We start from the raw sequence: 17122 nt of genomic DNA on the forward strand, positions 1-17122 counted from the left end.
GGGGTCATGTCCCCGGGACAGCGGGCCGGTGCGCGTACACTTCCGTCCCCGTGAGGATTCTCGTCACCGGCGGAGCCGGATTCATCGGGTCGGAGTACGTACGGATGCTGCTGGGCGTACCCGGCGGCGACGCGTCCGGGGTGCCCGCCGTCGAGCCCACCACGGTGACCGTGCTGGACAAGCTGACCTACTCCGGCAACCTGGACAACCTCGCCCCGGTGCGCGACGACCCCCGGCTGCGGTTCGTCCGGGGCGACATCTGCGATCCGGCGACCGTCGACGAGGTCGTCGCCGGCCAGGACGTGATCGTGCACTTCGCCGCCGAGTCGCACGTCGACCGGTCGATCGAAGGTGCCGCGCCGTTCGTCACCACCAACGTGCTGGGCACCCAGACCCTGCTGGACGCGGCGCTGCGGCACGGCACCGGCCGGTTCGTGCACGTCTCCACCGACGAGGTGTACGGCTCGATCGACTCCGGCTCCTGGACGGAGACCTGGCCGCTGGCCCCGAACTCGCCGTACTCGGCTTCGAAGGCCGGTTCCGACCTGCTGGCGCTGGCCTACCACCGGACCCACGGGATGGACGTGGTGGTCACCCGCTGCTCCAACAACTACGGGCCGTACCAGTTCCCGGAGAAGGTCGTCCCGCTGTTCGTGACCAACCTGCTCGACGGGGGCACCGTGCCGCTCTACGGCGACGGCGGCAACATCCGGGACTGGCTGCACGTGCACGACCACTGCCGGGGCATCGCGATGGTGGCGCACGCCGGGCGCTCCGGCGAGGTCTACCACATCGGCGGCGGCACCGAGTTGAGCAACAAGGAGCTGACCGGGCGGCTGCTGGAGGCGTGCGACGCCGGCTGGGACCGGGTCGTCCCGGTCGCCGACCGCAAGGGTCACGACCGCCGCTACTCGCTGGACATCAGCAAGATCAACACCGAGCTGGGGTACGCCCCGAGCATCGACCTCGACGAGGGCCTGACCCGGACCGTCGCCTGGTACCGGGACAACCGGGCCTGGTGGGAGCCGCTGAAGAAGGCGTCGGGCGCATGACCCGGGTGCTCGTCACCGGCGCGGGCGGCATGCTCGGCCGGGACCTGCTGGCGGTGCTGGCCACCCGGGGCGACCTCACGGTGACCGCCGCCACCCGCGCCGACCTCGACGTCACCGACGCCGAGGCGGTCCGGGCCGCCGTCGCCGGACACGACGTGGTGCTCAACACCGCCGCGTGGACCGACGTCGACGGGGCGGAACGCGACGAGGCGGCGGCGACCGCGGTCAACGGCGACGCGGTGGCCCACCTGGCCCGCGCCTGCGCCGAGCACGGCGCACGGCTGGTGCACGTCTCCACCGACTACGTCTTCGCCGGTGACGCCGACACCCCGTACGCCGAGGACGCCCCCACCGACCCGATGAACGCCTACGGCCGCAGCAAGCTCGCCGGGGAGCGGGCCGTGGTCCGATTCCTCCCCGAAACCGGCTACCTGGTGCGGACCGCCTGGCTCTACGGGGCACACGGCCGCAACTTCGTCACCACCATGCTCGGCCTGGCCGCCACCCGGGAGCACCTCGACGTGGTCGACGACCAGCAGGGCCAGCCCACCTGGTCGTACGCGCTGGCCACCCGGCTGGTGGCGCTCGCCGACGCGGCCCTGGCCGGACGTGCCCCCGCCGGGACCTACCACGGCACCTGCACCGGCCGGACCACCTGGTACGGGCTGGCCCGCGCCGCCTTCACGCTGGCCGGGCTCGACCCGGACCGGGTCCGACCCACCACCAGCGACCGGTTTCCGCGTCCGGCCGCACGACCCGCGTACAGTGTGCTAGGGCACGACCGGTGGGCCGAGGCCGGCCTGCCCCCGCTGCCGGACTGGCACGACGCGCTGTCCGACGCCTTCGCCTCCCCGACTGCACCCACCCCGTGGAAGGTCGCATGAAGCTCACCCTCGTCACCGGTCTGACCGGCCTGATCCTGCTCGCCACGATCGTCGAGCTGCTGCGCCGCCGGCAGCTCCGCGAGAAGTACGGCATGCTCTGGCTCGGCGTGCTGGTCATCGTCATCCCGTTGTCGCTGTTCCCCCGCCTGCTGGACAACGTGGCCGGCTTCTTCGGCGTGGTCTCCGGCGTCAGCCTCGTGCTCTTCCTCGGCATCGTCTTCCTGCTGCTGGTCTGCGTGCACCTGAGCTGGGAGGTCAGCGCGCTGGAGGAGGAGACCCGCACCCTGGCCGAGGACTTCGCCCTGCTCCGCGCGCAGATCGACGCGGAGCGCGCCGCCCGGCTCGCCGACGGCGCGCAGGTCACCGCAGCCACCCGAGACGAACTGGTGTCCCACGATGGTTAACGGCAAGCGTGTCCTGATCATCATCCCGGCACTCAACGAGTCCGGGTCGATCGCCGACGTGGTCGGCGAGGTCCGGGGCGAACTGCCCGGCGTCGACGTGCTGGTGGTCGACGACGGCTCCACCGACCGGACCGCCGCGGTGGCCGCCGCCGCCGGCGCCCGGGTCGCGAAGCTGCCGTACAACCTCGGGGTGGGCGGCGCGATGCGCCTCGGCTACCGCTACGCCCGGGACAACGACTACGACGTGGCGATCCAGATCGACGCCGACGGCCAGCACGACCCCCGGTACGTGCCCAAGCTGGTCGACCTGCTCGACGACAACGACCTGGTCATCGGCGCCCGGTTCGCCGGCGAGGGCGACTACTCCGTACGCGGACCCCGGCGCTGGGCGATGGTCATGCTGTCCGGGGTGCTCTCCCGGGTCGCCAAGACCCGGCTGACCGACACCACCTCCGGGTTCCGGGCCGCCAACCGGCGGGTCATCGAGATGTTCGCCGGCTGGTACCCGGCGGAGTACCTCGGCGACACGGTGGAGACCCTGGTGCACACCGCCCGGCGCGGCTACCGCATCCGTCAGGTGCCGGTGGCGATGCGCAAGCGGATGGCGGGCACCCCCAGCCACTCCCCCGCCAAGGCGATGATCTACCTGGGCCGGGCCTTCGCGGTGCTCACGCTGGCGCTCATCCGCCGGTGATGCGGCGGCTGCTCAACCTCGTCCCGCCCGGCACCCTCGCCGTCGGAGGCGGGCTCGCCCTGCTCGGGCTCGCCTCCTACGTGCACCTCGCGGTGGCCGGGCACGCCCTCGACCTCGCCGACTACTCCTCGCTGTCGGTGCTCTGGTCGATCGTGTTCACCCTCGGCATCGGCGTGTTCATCCCCGTCGAGCAGGAGGTGGCCCGGGTCGTCGCCGCCCGCCGCAGCCAGGGGCTCCCCCCGGGGCCGGTGCTGTCCCGGGGGGCGGTCGTCGCCGCCGCCGTGCTGACGCTGCTGGTCGTGGCCACCCTGGCCGGCTACCAGGCGCTCACCGACCGGCTGTTCGCCGGTGACGGCACCATGGTCGCCGTGCTGATCGGCGCACTGGTCGCGATGGCCGTCGCCTACACCACCCGGGGCGTGCTGTCCGGCCTGCAACTCTTCCCCTGGTACGGCACCCAGCTCGGCGTCGACGGGGGGCTGCGTATCGCGCTGGTCGCCGGGCTCGGCGTCAGCGGCGTCACCGACCCCGTCTGGTACGGCGCGGTGCTGGTCGTCGCCCCGCTGCTGTCGGTGCTGGTGACCCTCCCGCCGGTGCTGCGGGCCGTCGGCGGCGGCCTCCCGGTGGCCTGGGGCACCCTGCTGCGCGGCCTCGGCCTGCTCACCGTTTCCAGCCTGCTCTCCCAGGTCGTGGTCAACGTCGGCGTGATCAACGCCCGGCTGATCGACCCGGCCGACGTGGCCACCGCCGGCGCGCTGCTCTCCGCCCTGGTGCTGGTACGCATCCCGCTGTTCGTCTTCGGCTCGATGCAGGCGTCGCTGCTGCCCGGCCTGGCAACCACCGCCACCACCGGCGACATCGCCGGCTTCCACGGCCTGCTGCGCCGGGCGCTCGGCGTGGTCACCGCCCTCGGCGTCGCCGGCGCGATCGGCGCGGTGGCGCTCGGCCCGTGGCTCGTGCAACGGCTCTTCGACGCCCCCGGCGTGCTCGGCCACGGCGACTTCGCCTGGCTGGCCGTCGGCACCCTGGCCTACCTGTGGGCGATGGTGCTCGGCCAGGCCCTGCTCGCCCTCGACCGGCACCGCGCCCAGGCCGTCTCCTGGACGATCGGGGTGGCCGCCCTGCTCGCCGTCACGGTCGTCCCGGCCCCGGTCGCGCTCCGCGTCGAACTGGCCTACGCCGTCGGTTCCGTCGTGGTGGCCGCCACCATGGCCGTCCTGCTGCTGCGCCGGGGCACCCGCCCGGCCACCCCCACCCCCGGCCGGCCGCTCGACGACGTGGTGGCCACCGGCGTCTCCGGAGGTCTGTAGATGTCCCGCCCCCAGGTGTCCGCGGTGATGCTCGCCTACGGCGCCGAGCCCTACCTCGTCGACGCCGCCCGTGCCGTGCTGGCCAGCGTCGACGTCGAGATCGAGCTGATCGTGGTCGACAACGGCTGCACCGGTGACGGCATCGACGTGGTCAAGGGCTTCGCCGGGGTACGGGTGGTCCGGCCGGAGGAGAACACCGGCTACTCCGGCGGCTGCCGGGTCGGTGCCGCCGAGGCCACCGGTGAGTGGCTGGCCTTCGTCAACTCCGACGCCGTCGTCGCCCCCGACGCGCTGGCCCGGACGGTGGCGGTGGCCGGTGAGCCGGGCGTGGGCGCGGTGATGGCCTCGATCCGGCTCGCCGAGAACCCCGACCTGATCAACACCTCCGGCAACCCGCTGCACTACATCGGGCTGTCCTGGGCCGGCGGCAACGGCCAGCCCGCCAGCGCGCACGCCCGACGGACCACGGTGCCGTCGATCAGCGGCTGCTGCTTCGTGATCAACCGGGCGCTCTGGCGGGAGCTGGACGGCTTCGCCGCCGAATACTTCGCCTACCACGAGGACACCGAGATCAGCCTACGGCTGTGGCAGCGCGGACTACGCCAGGAGTACGTCCCGGACGCCGTGGTGGTGCACCACTACGAGTTCTCCCGCAACAAGCTCAAGCACTACCTGCTGGAACGCAACCGGCTGATCTCGCTGCTCACCGCGTACGAGACGCGGACGCTCGTGGTGCTCGCCCCCATGCTGCTGCTCACCGAGGCGGCGATGCTGGTGGCCGCGCTGCTCGGCGGCTGGGCGCGGGAGAAGACGCGCGGCTGGGGTTGGCTGTGGACCAACCGGGCCTGGGTGCGGGCCCGACGTCGACAGCTCCAGCAGGAGCGGACGGTCCCCGACGGGATCATCGCCGAGCTGATGACCGCCAAGGTCGACCCGTCGAACGTCGAGTCTCCGCCCGGGATGGGCATCTTCAACGTCATCGCCGCCGGCTACTGGGCGCTGGCGAAGCCGCTGCTGCGCACCCGCTGACCGTCGACACGCCAGGGGGCCGGGGTGCGCACCCCGGCCCCCTGTCTGCGTCCGCGTCAGGCTTCCGGCTTCTCCTGGGGCTGACCCTCCAGGTCGGCCGAGCCGGCCGAGGTGGTGGGCTTGTGCGCCTCCTCCGTCGGCACCGTCGGGGTCGCGGCCCGGCCGTCGGCCGGCGCGGCGTCACCTGCCGCGTCACCCTCCAGCAGCGCGGTGAGCGCCGCGCCGGTGATCCGCCGGAAGGTACGCCCCACCCGGTTGCGGTCCAGGACCGCCACCTCCAGCTGGTTGGGGGCGATCGTCCGGGCCGCACCACCCTCGCCGCCGACGCTGCTCAGCGCCTTCATGGCCACCCTGACCGCCTCGCTGAGCGACATGTCGGGGCGGTGCTCGGACTTGAGCACGCCGGTGATCGCCTCGGCCTGACCGCCCATCGCCATCCGGCCCGGCTCGTCGTTGACCGAGCCGTCGTAGGTGAGCCGGTACAGCTCGTCCTCGTCGGCCGTGGCGCCGACCTGCGCCACGCAGATCTCCACCTCGAACGGCTTGGACTGCTCGGTGAAGATCGCGCCGAGGGTCTGCGCGAACGCGTTGGCCAACGCCCGGCCGGTCACGTCGCGCCGGTCGTAGCTCAGGCCGTTCAGGTCGGCCATTCGCACCCCGGCGCGGCGCAGGTTCTCGAACTCGTTGTACCGGCCGACGGCGGCGAAGCCGATCCGGTCGTAGATCTCACTGACCTTGTGCAGGGCGCTGGAGAGGTTCTCCGCGACGAAGAGCACCCCGCCGGTGTAACTCAGGACCACCGCGCTGCGCCCCCGGGCGATGCCCTTGCGGGCCAGCTCGGAGCGGTCGCGCATGATCTGCTCGGGCGAGGCGTAGAACTGCATGGCCACGGCGGCGGTTCTCCTTCTGGCGCTGTGCTGACGACTGGGGCTGGTGGGGGGTGGGGACGGCGTCAGCCGCCCGGGTTCTCCATCCGCCCGGCGACGACGGCCTCGGCGATGGTGGCCGTCTCGGCCTCGGTGAGCCGGTGGGTGCCCTCGGCGGTCGCCGTCATCACCACCGGGTAGATCCGCCGGGTCAGGTCCGGTCCACCGGTGGCCGTGTCGTCGTCGGCGGCGTCGTAGAGCGCCTCGACGGCGAGCCGGGTCGCGTCGTCGACGGACAGGCCGGCCCGGTAGCGCTTCTTCAACGCCGACTTGGCGAACAGCGAGCCGGAGCCGATCGCGTCGTAGCCGGTCTCCTCGTAGGGGCCGCCGGTGACGTCGAAGCTGAAGATCCGCCCGGCCCGGGCGGGGTCCCGGGCGGCCAGGTCGAACCCGGCGAACAGCGGGACGACCGCGAGCCCCTGCATGGCGGCGCCGAGGTTGCCCCGGATCATCGCGGCGAGCCGGTTGGCCTTGCCGTCGAGGGAGAGCATCGCGCCCTCGATCTTCTCGTAGTGTTCCAGCTCGACCTGGAACAGGCGCATCAGCTCGATGCCGATGCCCGCCGTGCCGGCGATGCCGACGAGCGAGTACGCGTCGGCGGGGTGCACCTTCTCGATGTCGCGCTGCGCGATCAGGTTGCCCATGGTGGCCCGGCGGTCGCCGGCCAGCACCACGCCCCCGGTGGCCGAGATGGCCACGATGGTGGTGGCGTGGGGTGCCAGGTCGGCGGCCATGCCCGGCGGCAGCGGCCGTCGGCCGGGCAGCATCTCGGGGGCCACCCTGCTCAGGAACGAGGTGAAGGAGGACGTCCCCGCGTTGGTGAACACATCTGGTAGACGCCCGGATGGATCAAAGCCCGCTGCCACGTGGTTCCTCTCAGGTACGTGATCGCCCTGGCCAGTCTCGTGGGACTGTCACGGAACTGGCCAAGACCACCGTTGCAGTTGAAGCAGAGTATCCCGCGCACCCATCCGGTGCGGTGATCGTGGTCCACATGTTGAGGATCTTCCGCGCCACAGACGGCGCAGACGCCGCCCTGCTCGGCGAGCAGCTCCTGGAACTCCTTTTCGCCGATCCCGTAGCGGCGGCGCAGGTGGTACTCGCGACTGCCGCCGTAGAGCCGCTGCCTGACTTCCCTTGTCCGGCTGTTGTGACAGGGCTTGCAGTACGTGGCATAGCCCGTACCGTCGGCCCGGTTACGGGGAAAGTCGACCACAGGCTTGACGGTTCCACAGTCGGCGCAGAAGCGATGACCTTCCGGAACTTCCCGGGTGGCCCTCACCTCTCGGCCATGCTGCTCCCTGATCCGTTTGGCGTAACTGGCTTTCGAACGGGTGTTGAAGCAAGGCTTGCAGTAGCTGCCACGACCGCTGGGACGCTTGCTGCTCGCACAGAACTCAACGAGCGGCTTCCATTCCCCGCAGTCGCGGCAACGACGACGGCCGTTCTGGTCATCCAGCGGGAGCGGCATGTCCGTTTTGAGCCGATTTGTTCACTGACCTCCTTTTTGTACATAACCCCTGACAAATTCTTCGGCGTTCTCCTCCAGGACCGAGTCGATCTCGTCGAGCAGGTCGTCGACGTCCTCGGTGATCTCGGCGTGCCGTTCGGCGACCTCGGGGTTGACCTCGGTGGTGACGTCGTCGATCTCCTCGGCCTGGTGCGACTTGCCCGACTGGGTCTGGCCGCCCTCTTGTGAAGCCATCTCGCTGCCTCCTCCACGATCGTCTGCGATGAACTTACCTCGCGGAGGCGACGAAAAGCCCGCCGCGCGCCGGCATCCGACGCACGACGGGCCACCGTCACCGGTCGGGTCAGCCGCCGGTCAACGTCTCCAGCAGGTCCTTGGCGGTGTCGCACCTGTCGAACAGCGCGCCCACGTGCTTGCGGGTGCCCCGCTCCGGTTCCATCATCGGCACCCGGACCAGCGACTCCCGGCCCACGTCGAAGATCACCGAATCCCAGCTCGCCGCGACCACCTCGGAGGCGTACTGGGCCAGGCAGCGGCCCCGGAAGTAGGCCCGGGTGTCCTCCGGCGGCTCGGTCATCGCCCGGCGGGTCTGCTCGTCGTCCAGCATGGTCTTCATCGAGCCCCGGGTCACCAGCCGGTGGTAGAGGCCCTTCTCCGGCCGGACGTCGGAGTACTGGAGGTCGACCAGTTGGAGCTTGTGCGAGCCCCAGCCCAGCTTCTCCCGCTCCCGGTAGCCCTCCAGCAGCCGCAGCTTGGCCACCCAGTCCAACTCGTCGGCGCAGAGGAACACGTCCCGGCCCAGCCGGTCCAGCGCCCGTTCCCAGCGCTCCAGCACGTCCAGGGTCTGCGCGTCGGCGTCCGCGCCGTACCGCTCGTCCACGAAGGAACGGGCCCGCTCGTAGTAGGCCCACTGGAGGTCCAGGGCGGTCAGTCGCCGGCCGTCACGCAGCCGCATCCGATGGGTCAGGGACGGGTCGTGGCTGACCGCCCGCAACTCGGCGACCGGGTCGGCGATGCCCAGGTCGGCACCGAGCGCCTTCTCCTCGATCATGGTGAGGATCAGCGCGGTGGTGCCCACCTTGAGATAGGTGGAGATCTCCGACAGGTTGGCGTCGCCGATGATGACGTGCAACCGGCGGTACTTGTCGGCGTCGGCGTGCGGCTCGTCGCGGGTGTTGATGATCGGCCGCTTGAGGGTGGTCTCCAGCCCCACCTCGACCTCGAAGAAGTCCGCCCGCTGGGAGATCTGGAAGCCGCTCTGCCCGCCGTCCTGCCCGATGCCGACCCGGCCCGCGCCGCAGACGATCTGCCGGGTCACGAAGAACGGCGTCAGGTACGCCACGATGTCGGCGAACGGGGTCTGCCGCCGCATCAGGTAGTTCTCATGGGCGCCGTAGCTGGCACCCTTGTTGTCGGTGTTGTTCTTGTAGAGGTGGATCGGCTGGGTGCCGGGGATGGTGGCCGCCCGCCGGGCCGCCTCGGCCATCACCCGCTCCCCCGCCTTGTCCCACCGCACCACGTCGAGGGGGTTGGTCACCTCGGGTGTGGAGTATTCCGGGTGGGCGTGGTCGACGTAGAGCCGGGCACCGTTGGTGAGTATCACGTTGGCCAGGCCGAGATCCTCGTCGGCGAGCGCCTCCGCCGGGTCGTAGGCGGCCCCGGAGTAGGTGAACCCGCGGGCGTCGCGCAGCGGCGACTCCTCCTCGTAGTCCCAGCGGGCCCGGCCGCCCCGGTTGAGTTCCGGGCGCGCGCCGTACGCGTTGACCACCTGCGACGAGGTGACCATCGGGTTTGCTCCGGCCTGGCCGGGCACGGAGATCCCGTACTCGACCTCGGTGCCCATGATCCTTCTGACGCTCATCGACCTACCCGCTCCGCTCGCCTCACCCGGTCCGCCGTCACGTCGAGCGTAGTCCGCCTCACCGGGGAAGGGGGCATGCCGCCTCGGCCGGGTCGGGTGTCGCCGTCTCCGGGGTCGGCGGGGGCGGCTCGTCGGAGGGGGCCACGTCGCACTCGGGGACGGTCAGCGGCACCCAGCTCAACCGGTGCCGCAGCGCGGGTTCGTCGCGCAGCATCCGGTGCACCCGGCGCTCCCCCTTGGGATCGGAGGTGATGAACCGGACCGGGCCGGCCACCCGGCGCACGATGATGTCGGTGCGGTCCGGTTCGAGGAACGGCAGGCTGTAGATGCCGGGGTCGGTGGCGGCGGTGGTGCCGTGCAGCGCCGACAGGCACAGCGAGATGAGATAGGAGCGCACCGGCCCCCGGTCGATGACCAGGGTGGTGGTCCCCGGGACCTCCGGGTAGCGCTGCTGGGCGTCGGCGCACACCCAGGCCACCCGGGACGGCAGGGTGAGGTCCTGGTGGACCCAGCGCTGCGCCCAGGTCTGCTCGTCGACCACCAGCAGGCTGCGGTGCCAGCCGGTGACGCCGCACAGCGCCACCGCGACCGTCATGGTGAGGGCGGCGGCGAGCACCCCGGCCGTGGTGCTGCCGACCCCGCGCCAGCTCAGGCCGGGCCGGGGCACCGGCAGCAACCGGACCACCGCGGCGGTGCCGACGATGAGCAGCGCGGTGGCCAGGTGGGTGCCCTTGACGAAGTAGTAGCCCGGTGCCACCCCGGCGTTGGTGTTGATCTGCGCGATGGTCAGCGGCAGGGCCACCCCGACGACGCCGACCAGCAGCCAGCGTCGCCAGGCCGGGTCGGTGCGGGCGATCTGCACGAGCAGGGCCACTCCGACGATCCCGCCGAGCCAGATCAGCGCCCGCCAGCCCTCGACGGCCTGGGACGAGCCGATGACCAACGCCTCGGTCTGCCCGGCCCGTAGCACGCCGAGCAGCGGGGCGATCAGGGCGAGCGCGGCCCCGGCCAGGCCGACCGTCAGCACGGTGAACCAGCGGCGCAGCGCCTCCCGCCAGTGGGTGAGCACCCAGCACAGGACCAGGACGGCGGCGGCCGGCAGGAACAGGTAGTAGGTGAACCCGACGGCGGCGAGCAGGGCGCACAGCAGCACGACCTGTTCGCGGGTGCCGGGGACGGGCCGGGCGACCAGGGTGGCGATCAGGACGGTGAGGGTCAGCCCGAGCACCTCGGTGGGGTAGCCGGCGTTGAGCAGGCGGGGCAGTTGGGTGCCGAGCACCAGCGCGCCGACGACCACGGTGAGCACGGTGCGGTGCAGCAGGTGGATCGGGCCGGCCAGCCGTTGGGCCGCCCAGATCAGCACGAGGGTGAACAGTCCGAAGCCGGCGATGGTCCAGCCGAAGTAGTGGGCGACGAGGGCGTCGACGCGCGGCCCGGTGGGGGTCAGGAAGCCGTCGAGCAGGGCGGTGACCAGGTGCCAGCCCTGCGGGTAGTAGATGAGCTGGGCGGTGATCTGCTCCCGGGCGGCGGCCGGGTCGACGAAGGTGTAGCCCTCGAGGCGGCCCATGGCGTCGAACAGTGCCAGGTGCCGCCAGTTGTCCTCGCCCGTGCCGAGGACGGTGAGCCGGTCGGCGAGGTCGGCGGCGCGCTGCCAGGGCTGCCGCAGGTAGACCACCATGGCGGCGGCGCCGGCCAGCGGGAACAGGTCGGCCCAGCCGGGTCGGGGCAGCCGGGGTCGGCGGCGCAGCGCGGCGGCGGCGAGGGCCAGCGCGGTGAGGGCGATCCCGGTCAGCGGCACCGGCCGCATCCCCCAGGGCCAGACCGGGAAGACCAGGCCGGCGATCGCGGTCAGGCCGAGCAGCAGGCCGAGCGCGAGCATCAACCGGTCGAGCAGGGTGCGGCCACCGCGTAGCAGGCTGGCTGTGGCGACCAGGACGACCGGCGGGAGCAGCCACTCCCGGTGCAGGGCGTGCCCGGCGAGGGGCACGGCCCAGGCGGCGACGAGGGCGGCCAGCAGGAGGGGTATCCACCGCCAGCGGCGGCCCCTCGGGGCCGTCGGGACGGTGGGGGGCGTGCGATCCAGCGCCGGGGACAGCGGCGGATCGGCGACGGAGAGCTCGGGCGGCACGCGGTTCCTCGGAGTCGACTACGCGGTGGGGGAAGTCTAACGACGAGTCCGGCATTCCACCCGTCCCACGCGGGGTGGCGCGGTTAACAGTGGGTGACGCAGACGCGCGGGCCCGCGACGCATCGCGTCGCGGGCCCGCCCGGTCGGCCGGTCAGAGGTACTGGCCGGTGTTGCTCGCGGTTTCGATGGAACGGCCGGCCTCGGTGCCCTTGCCGCCGGAGACGAGCGTGCGGATGTAGACGATCCGCTCGCCCTTCTTGCCGGAGATCCGGGCCCAGTCGTCCGGGTTGGTGGTGTTGGGCAGGTCCTCGTTCTCCCGGAACTCGTCGACGCAGGCGTCGAGCAGGTGCTGCAGCCGCAGTCCCTTGCGCCCGGAGGTGAGGAACTCCTTGATCGCCATCTTCTTGCCCCGGTCGACGATGTTCTGGATCATCGCGCCGGAGTTGAAGTCCTTGAAGTACAGGACCTCCTTGTCACCGTTGGCGTAGGTGACCTCGAGGAAGCGGTTCTCCTCGGTCTCCGAGTACATCCGCAGGACGACCGCGTCGATCATGGCCGCGACGGTGGCCTGTGGCTCACCGCCGTGCTCGGCCAGGTCGTCGGCGTGCAGCGGCAGCCCGGCGAGGATGTACTTGGAGAAGATGTCCTTGGCCGCCTCGGCGTCCGGACGCTCGATCTTGATCTTCACGTCGAGCCGGCCGGGGCGCAGGATGGCCGGGTCGATCATGTCCTCCCGGTTGGAGGCGCCGATCACGATCACGTTCTCCAGGCCCTCGACACCGTCGATCTCGCTCAACAGCTGCGGGACGATGGTGTTCTCCACGTCGGAGGAGACACCGGAACCACGGGTCCGGAAGATCGAGTCCATCTCGTCGAAGAACACGATGACCGGGGTGCCCTCCCCGGCCTTCTCCCGGGCCCGCTGGAAGATCAGCCGGATGTGCCGCTCGGTCTCGCCGACGTACTTGTTGAGCAGCTCCGGGCCCTTGATGTTGAGGAAGAAGCTGGTGTGCCGGTCCTTACCCAACCGCTCGGCGATCTTCTTGGCCAGCGAGTTGGCCACCGCCTTGGCGATGAGCGTCTTGCCACAGCCCGGCGGACCGTAGAGCAGGATGCCCTTCGGTGGCCGGAGCTGGTGCTCCCGGAACAGGTCTGCGTGCAGGAAGGGCAGTTCCACCGCATCGCGGATCTGCTCGATCTGCGACTGGAGGCCGCCGATGTCGGTGTAGTCGACGTCGGGCACCTCCTCCAGCACCAACTCCTCGACCTCGCTCTTCGGGATCCGCTCGTACGCGTACGCCGAACGGGGCTCGATCATGAGCGAGTCACCGGCCCTGATCGCGGTGCCGATCAGGGTGTCGGCCAGGTAGACGATGCGCTCCTCGTCGGAGTGCGAGACCACCAGCGCCCGGTCGCCCGGAGCGCCCTCGGGACCCGCGAGGATCTCCTTGAGCATCACCACCTCACCGACCCGCTCGTAGCCGAACGCGTCGACGATGTTGAGCGCGTCGTTGAGCAGGACCTCCTGGCCGCGCCGCAACTCCTCGGCGTCCAGTGAGGGTGAGACGGCTACCCGGAGCTTGCGTCCGCCGGTGAAGATGTCCACCGTGCCGTCGTCGTGTCGCGCGAGGAAGACACCGTAGCCGGACGGCGGCTGTGCCAGCCGGTCGATCTCCTCCTTGAGCGTCACGATCTGCGCGCGAGCCTCCTTGAGGGTGCTCACGAGCCGGTCGTTGTTCTCGGTGAGCCGCGCCAACTGTGCCTGGGTGGCCGCCAGCCGCTCTTCGAGCTGCCGGACGTGTCGGGGGCTTTCGGTCAACTTGCGCCGCACCAGAGCGAGTTCCTCCTGAAGGAACGCGACCTGCGTGGAGAGATCGTGGGCCTCCTTCTCCCACCGTGCGGCGCGCGAGTCCGCGTCGTCACTGCGTGCCACGTCCCACCTCCCCGGGGGGCTTGAACGTTCTGCCCTAACACTAGCCGCTATGAGGCCGATTCGGTCCCACGCAACGCCCTCGTCACCGAACCTTGATCGCCAGGGACGCCTGAGGGGCAGGTCCGGCCGTTCGGGTACCGTCGGGGAGTGGGACGGGAGAACATGGGGGGTGCCGGGTGACCGACGTCGCTACCGACCAGTTGCAGGTCTGGGTTGACCAGGACCTCTGCACGGGTGACGGGCTCTGCGTGCAGTACGCGCCGGAGGTCTTCGAGTTCGACGTCGACGGCCTGGCGTACGTCAAGGGCGTCGACGGTGAGCTGCGGCTCGCCCCCGGCAGCCGGGTCGACGTGCCGGAACACCTGCGGCTGGAAGTGATCGACTCCGCGAAGGAGTGCCCGGGTGAGTGCATCCACGTGGTGCGCGGCAGCGACGGCGTCGAGGTCGCCGGTCCCGAGGCCGAGGACGACTGAGCCGGGGACGACTGGACGGCCCCGGGCCGGGGCCGCTCCGGCGTCGCCCACGGCCCGGTCGCGGCGTCACAGCAGCGGGCGGCCGACCACCGAGGCGACCAGCCGGGCGAACTCCTCCAGCCGGGCGATCTGGCCGGCCCCGCCGTCGTCGAGGGTCTTGCCGAAGCGCAGCGCGTCGTGCCGGGGCGCGCCGACCATCTCGTCGCCGGGTGGGGCCTCGTCCAGCGAGGTGAGCAGCAGGTAGACGTCGATGCTGTCCACCCGTACCTCGCCGTTCTCGGCCCGGGTGAGCCGCCGCCGGCAACCCACCTCGGTGACCGTGGAGACCGGCACCACCCGCAGCGACGACGTCATCGACCCGGGCGGCCCCTCCCCCGGCGGCACGTCCTCGCCGTGCCAGAGCACCAGCCGGCTGCCGTCGCAGACGACGACCTCCTGCCACACCCCGTTGACCTCGTTGACGAAGCGTTCCAGGGTGAAGCCGAGCACCGAGGCACCCCGCAGCACCCCGCCCAACGCCTCCAGGGCGATGTCCGGGTCACGCAGGTAGGCCCGCGCCGCCGATTCCAGGTCCTGGTACGGCGACCAGTCGGGAAACACGGCCGGCAGCTCACCGCCGCCGAAGCCCGGCCGACTCATGCCCACTCCCCGCGGTCACACCGTCGGCCCGCACCGGCCGTCGGGTTCTGCCCGTTCACGCCCAGCCGCTCCGATCCGCCGTCACGGCAGGTCCTGCCCGTCGGCTCCGGCGGCCGACGCGGCGGCGGTGGCCTGCGCCGCCGCCTCCCGGGCCGCCGCCGCCTCCCGCAGCGCCTGCTTGCGTTCGGCGTACGCCTCCGCGCCCTTGCTGGGCTTGCGGCGGCGCGGCGGCGCGGTGACGCCCGGAGCGAGCTTACGCGCGGACACCAGGAACGCGGTGTGCGCGATCATCCGGTGGTCGGGCCGGACGGCGAGCCCCTCGGCGTGCCAGTCGCGCACCAGCGACTCCCAGGCCCGCGGCTCGGTCCAGCCGCCCCGCTCGCGCAGCGCCTCGACCAGCTCGGACAGCTGCGGGGTGGTCGCCACGTAGCCGATGAACACGCCGCCGGGCAGCAGCGCCCGCTCGACCATGTCGAGGGTCTCCCACGGGGTGAGCATGTCCAGGATGATCCGGTCGAAACCGGTCTCCGGGCAGTCGGCGACGTCGCCGACGTGCAACCGCCAGGCCGGGTGCGGCGCGCCGAAGAACGCCTCCACGTTGCGTCGGGCGATCTGGGCGAAGTCGTCGCGCACCTCGTAGGAGTGCAGCTCACCGCCGGTGCCGACGGCACGCAGCAGGGAGCAGCTCAGCGCCCCGGAGCCGGCGCCGGCCTCCAGCACCTTGGCCCCGGGGAAGATGTCGCCCATGGCGACGATCTGTGCCGAGTCCTTCGGATAGATCACCTGGGCGCCGCGCGGCATCGACAGCACGTAGTCCGACAGCAGCGGACGCAGCGCCAGGAACGCCGTCCCGCCGCCGGCGGTGCTGACCACGCTGCCGTCGGGCTGCCCGATCAGCGCGTCGTGCGCCAGGATGCCCCGGTGGGTGTGGAACTCCTTGCCGTGCTCCAGGGTGACGGTGTGCATCCTCCCCTTGGGATCGGTCAACTGCACCCGGTCACCCGGACGGAAGGGGCCCCGGTGCACCGGGGGGAGTTCCGCCACGGCGGTGGACGTCGGTGTGCCGTCGGGGGCCGGGAGGGCGGGGGGATGTGCTGCGGTCACCTGTTCATCTTCCGTGTGGGTTCGAGGACCTGGGCGAGATCCGCGATGTGCAGAACGCCGACCACATCTTCGCCTGACGTCACCACGTACCGCGCGCCCGGGTGGGCCTGCACGGCCGCCATCAGCCGTTCGCCGTCCAGACCGAGGGGCACCGCCGGCAACGCGGCCAGCGGCCGGGCCACCGCGTCCACCCCCAACCAGGGCCGCCGGCCCACCGGTACGGCCTCCGCCGCCGCCGGGTCGACCAGGGCGACCGGCCGGCCCGCGCCGTCGACCACCAGCACGGCGGACCCGGGTGGTCCCTGCTCGGCGTGCCGGCGCTGCGCCTCGGCCAGCGGCGTGCCGGTGGGGACGGCGACGACCGGACGGACCAGCCGGCCCAGGTCGAGCAGCGGCACCCGGCGGCTGATCCGGGCGTACCGGATCGACTGCCCGGCGCCCCGCCAGAGGGTGACCGCGACCAGCAGCATCAAGGGCAGCGCCAACGGCACCAGCACCCGTTGGACGGTGAGCAGCACGACCAGCCCGGCGGTGCCCACCGCGACGGCCCGCCCGACCCAGCCGGCGACCTCGGTGGCCCGGTGCCGGTCGCGGGTGATCCGCCACAGCACGGCGCGCAGCGCCCGGCCGCCGTCCAGGGGCAGGCCGGGCAGCACGTTGAACACGGCGACGATGACGTTGCTCAACGCCAGTTGCAGGGCGAGCTGGTGGGCCAGGGTGTGGTCGGGGGTGGCCAGGGTGGCGGCCACGGCGAGCCCGCCGAGCAGCGCCGAGACGGCCGGGCCGGCCAGCGAGACCAGCAGCTCCACCCGGGGGGTGGGGGCGTCCCGGTCCATCTCGGTGTAGCCGCCGAGCAGTTCCAGGGTGATCCCGCGCACACCGATGCCGTAACGGCGGGCGGTCAGCGCGTGCCCCAGCTCGTGCAGCAGGACCGAGCCGAGCAGCGACACCACGAAGCCGAGGCCGATGAGGTAGCCGCCGAGCGGGGACAGGCCGAGCCGGTCCCGGGCGAACTCGGCGTAGGTGACGGTCACCAGCAGGGTGAGCAGCAGCATCGACACGTTGAGGTGCAGCGGCACCCCGAACACCCGGCCGACGGTCAGTCCGCTGCGGGGCCGACGCGGCGGGCGGGGACGGGACTCCACCGCCCCGATGCTACGCGCCGACCCGATCATGCCCGGTGCGGCGAGCACGACCCTGTCAGACCGGTGTCC

General features: G+C 71.9%; 17 protein-coding genes. 7 read left to right on the forward strand and 10 right to left on the reverse strand.

The window, feature by feature from the left end; all coding sequences use genetic code 11:
• The first annotated feature begins 50 nt into the window (after window positions 1-50).
• From rfbB to ACN265_RS15235, 6 genes are read left to right on the forward strand one after another with little or no spacing between them, the layout of a single operon-like run.
• On the forward strand, window positions 51-1052 hold the full coding sequence (gene rfbB / locus ACN265_RS15210; protein WP_421408277.1) for a dTDP-glucose 4,6-dehydratase: 1002 nt from the start codon (window positions 51-53) through the stop codon (window positions 1050-1052).
• Window positions 1049-1936 (forward strand): dTDP-4-dehydrorhamnose reductase, encoded by an 888-nt coding sequence (gene rfbD / locus ACN265_RS15215; RefSeq protein ID WP_421408280.1) that lies wholly within the window; start codon window positions 1049-1051, stop codon window positions 1934-1936. Before rfbB ends, rfbD begins: the two co-directional genes overlap by 4 nt.
• Window positions 1933-2340, forward strand: coding sequence for a DUF2304 domain-containing protein (locus ACN265_RS15220; RefSeq protein ID WP_145920204.1), 408 nt, complete (start codon window positions 1933-1935; stop codon window positions 2338-2340). Before rfbD ends, ACN265_RS15220 begins: the two co-directional genes overlap by 4 nt.
• Window positions 2333-3034, forward strand: coding sequence for a glycosyltransferase family 2 protein (locus ACN265_RS15225; RefSeq protein WP_145920205.1), 702 nt, complete (start codon window positions 2333-2335; stop codon window positions 3032-3034). Before ACN265_RS15220 ends, ACN265_RS15225 begins: the two co-directional genes overlap by 8 nt.
• The gene (locus ACN265_RS15230) at window positions 3034-4344 is read left to right on the forward strand and encodes a lipopolysaccharide biosynthesis protein (protein ID WP_421408284.1); all 1311 of its coding nucleotides are present in this window, start codon (window positions 3034-3036) and stop codon (window positions 4342-4344) included. The genes ACN265_RS15225 and ACN265_RS15230 overlap by 1 nt, the downstream gene beginning before the upstream one ends.
• Window positions 4345-5373, forward strand: coding sequence for a glycosyltransferase family 2 protein (locus ACN265_RS15235; RefSeq protein ID WP_421408286.1), 1029 nt, complete (start codon window positions 4345-4347; stop codon window positions 5371-5373).
• A gap of 56 nt (window positions 5374-5429) precedes the next feature.
• On the opposite strand, the gene prcA is transcribed toward ACN265_RS15235, so the two are convergent.
• The 7 genes from prcA to arc form a co-directional block, all read right to left on the reverse strand.
• On the reverse strand, window positions 5430-6263 hold the full coding sequence (gene prcA / locus ACN265_RS15240) for a proteasome subunit alpha (protein ID WP_204924402.1): 834 nt from the start codon (window positions 6261-6263) through the stop codon (window positions 5430-5432).
• 62 nt (window positions 6264-6325) lie between these two features.
• A complete protein-coding gene (gene prcB, locus ACN265_RS15245; RefSeq protein WP_204924403.1) occupies window positions 6326-7165 on the reverse strand; it encodes a proteasome subunit beta in 840 nt (279 codons plus the stop codon).
• Entirely contained in the window at window positions 7084-7770 is a 687-nt protein-coding gene (locus ACN265_RS15250; RefSeq protein WP_421408289.1) for an endonuclease VII domain-containing protein, read from the reverse strand. The genes prcB and ACN265_RS15250 overlap by 82 nt, the downstream gene beginning before the upstream one ends.
• A 21-nt stretch (window positions 7771-7791) precedes the next feature.
• Entirely contained in the window at window positions 7792-8004 is a 213-nt protein-coding gene (locus ACN265_RS15255; protein WP_302743503.1) for a ubiquitin-like protein Pup, read from the reverse strand.
• Window positions 8005-8113: 109 nt separating this feature from the next.
• The gene (gene dop / locus ACN265_RS15260; protein WP_421408292.1) at window positions 8114-9631 is read right to left on the reverse strand and encodes a depupylase/deamidase Dop; all 1518 of its coding nucleotides are present in this window, start codon (window positions 9629-9631) and stop codon (window positions 8114-8116) included.
• A gap of 58 nt (window positions 9632-9689) precedes the next feature.
• Window positions 9690-11759, reverse strand: a complete 2070-nt coding sequence (locus ACN265_RS15265) for a hypothetical protein (RefSeq protein ID WP_421408295.1) — start codon at window positions 11757-11759, stop codon at window positions 9690-9692.
• A gap of 151 nt (window positions 11760-11910) precedes the next feature.
• Window positions 11911-13692, reverse strand: coding sequence for a proteasome ATPase (gene arc, locus ACN265_RS15270; RefSeq protein WP_421408298.1), 1782 nt, complete (start codon window positions 13690-13692; stop codon window positions 11911-11913).
• A 176-nt stretch (window positions 13693-13868) separates the two neighbouring features.
• Here arc and ACN265_RS15275 point away from each other — a divergent pair, with 176 nt between their 5' ends.
• Window positions 13869-14165 (forward strand): ferredoxin, encoded by a 297-nt coding sequence (locus ACN265_RS15275; RefSeq protein WP_088646668.1) that lies wholly within the window; start codon window positions 13869-13871, stop codon window positions 14163-14165.
• A 66-nt stretch (window positions 14166-14231) separates the two neighbouring features.
• Here the strand turns inward: ACN265_RS15275 and ACN265_RS15280 are convergent, their stop codons facing one another.
• From ACN265_RS15280 to ACN265_RS15290, 3 genes are all read right to left on the reverse strand, one after another.
• A complete protein-coding gene (locus tag ACN265_RS15280; protein WP_088646669.1) occupies window positions 14232-14804 on the reverse strand; it encodes a hypothetical protein in 573 nt (190 codons plus the stop codon).
• An 81-nt stretch (window positions 14805-14885) separates the two neighbouring features.
• Complete coding sequence (locus ACN265_RS15285; protein ID WP_357930556.1) at window positions 14886-15848, reverse strand: tRNA (adenine-N1)-methyltransferase; 963 nt, start codon at window positions 15846-15848, stop codon at window positions 14886-14888.
• 56 nt (window positions 15849-15904) lie between these two features.
• Complete coding sequence (locus tag ACN265_RS15290; protein ID WP_421411498.1) at window positions 15905-16996, reverse strand: site-2 protease family protein; 1092 nt, start codon at window positions 16994-16996, stop codon at window positions 15905-15907.
• Window positions 16997-17122 lie beyond the last annotated feature (126 nt).

Source organism: Micromonospora sp. WMMD730 (genome assembly GCF_049178955.1).
Lineage (GTDB): Bacteria > Actinomycetota > Actinomycetes > Mycobacteriales > Micromonosporaceae > Micromonospora > Micromonospora wenchangensis.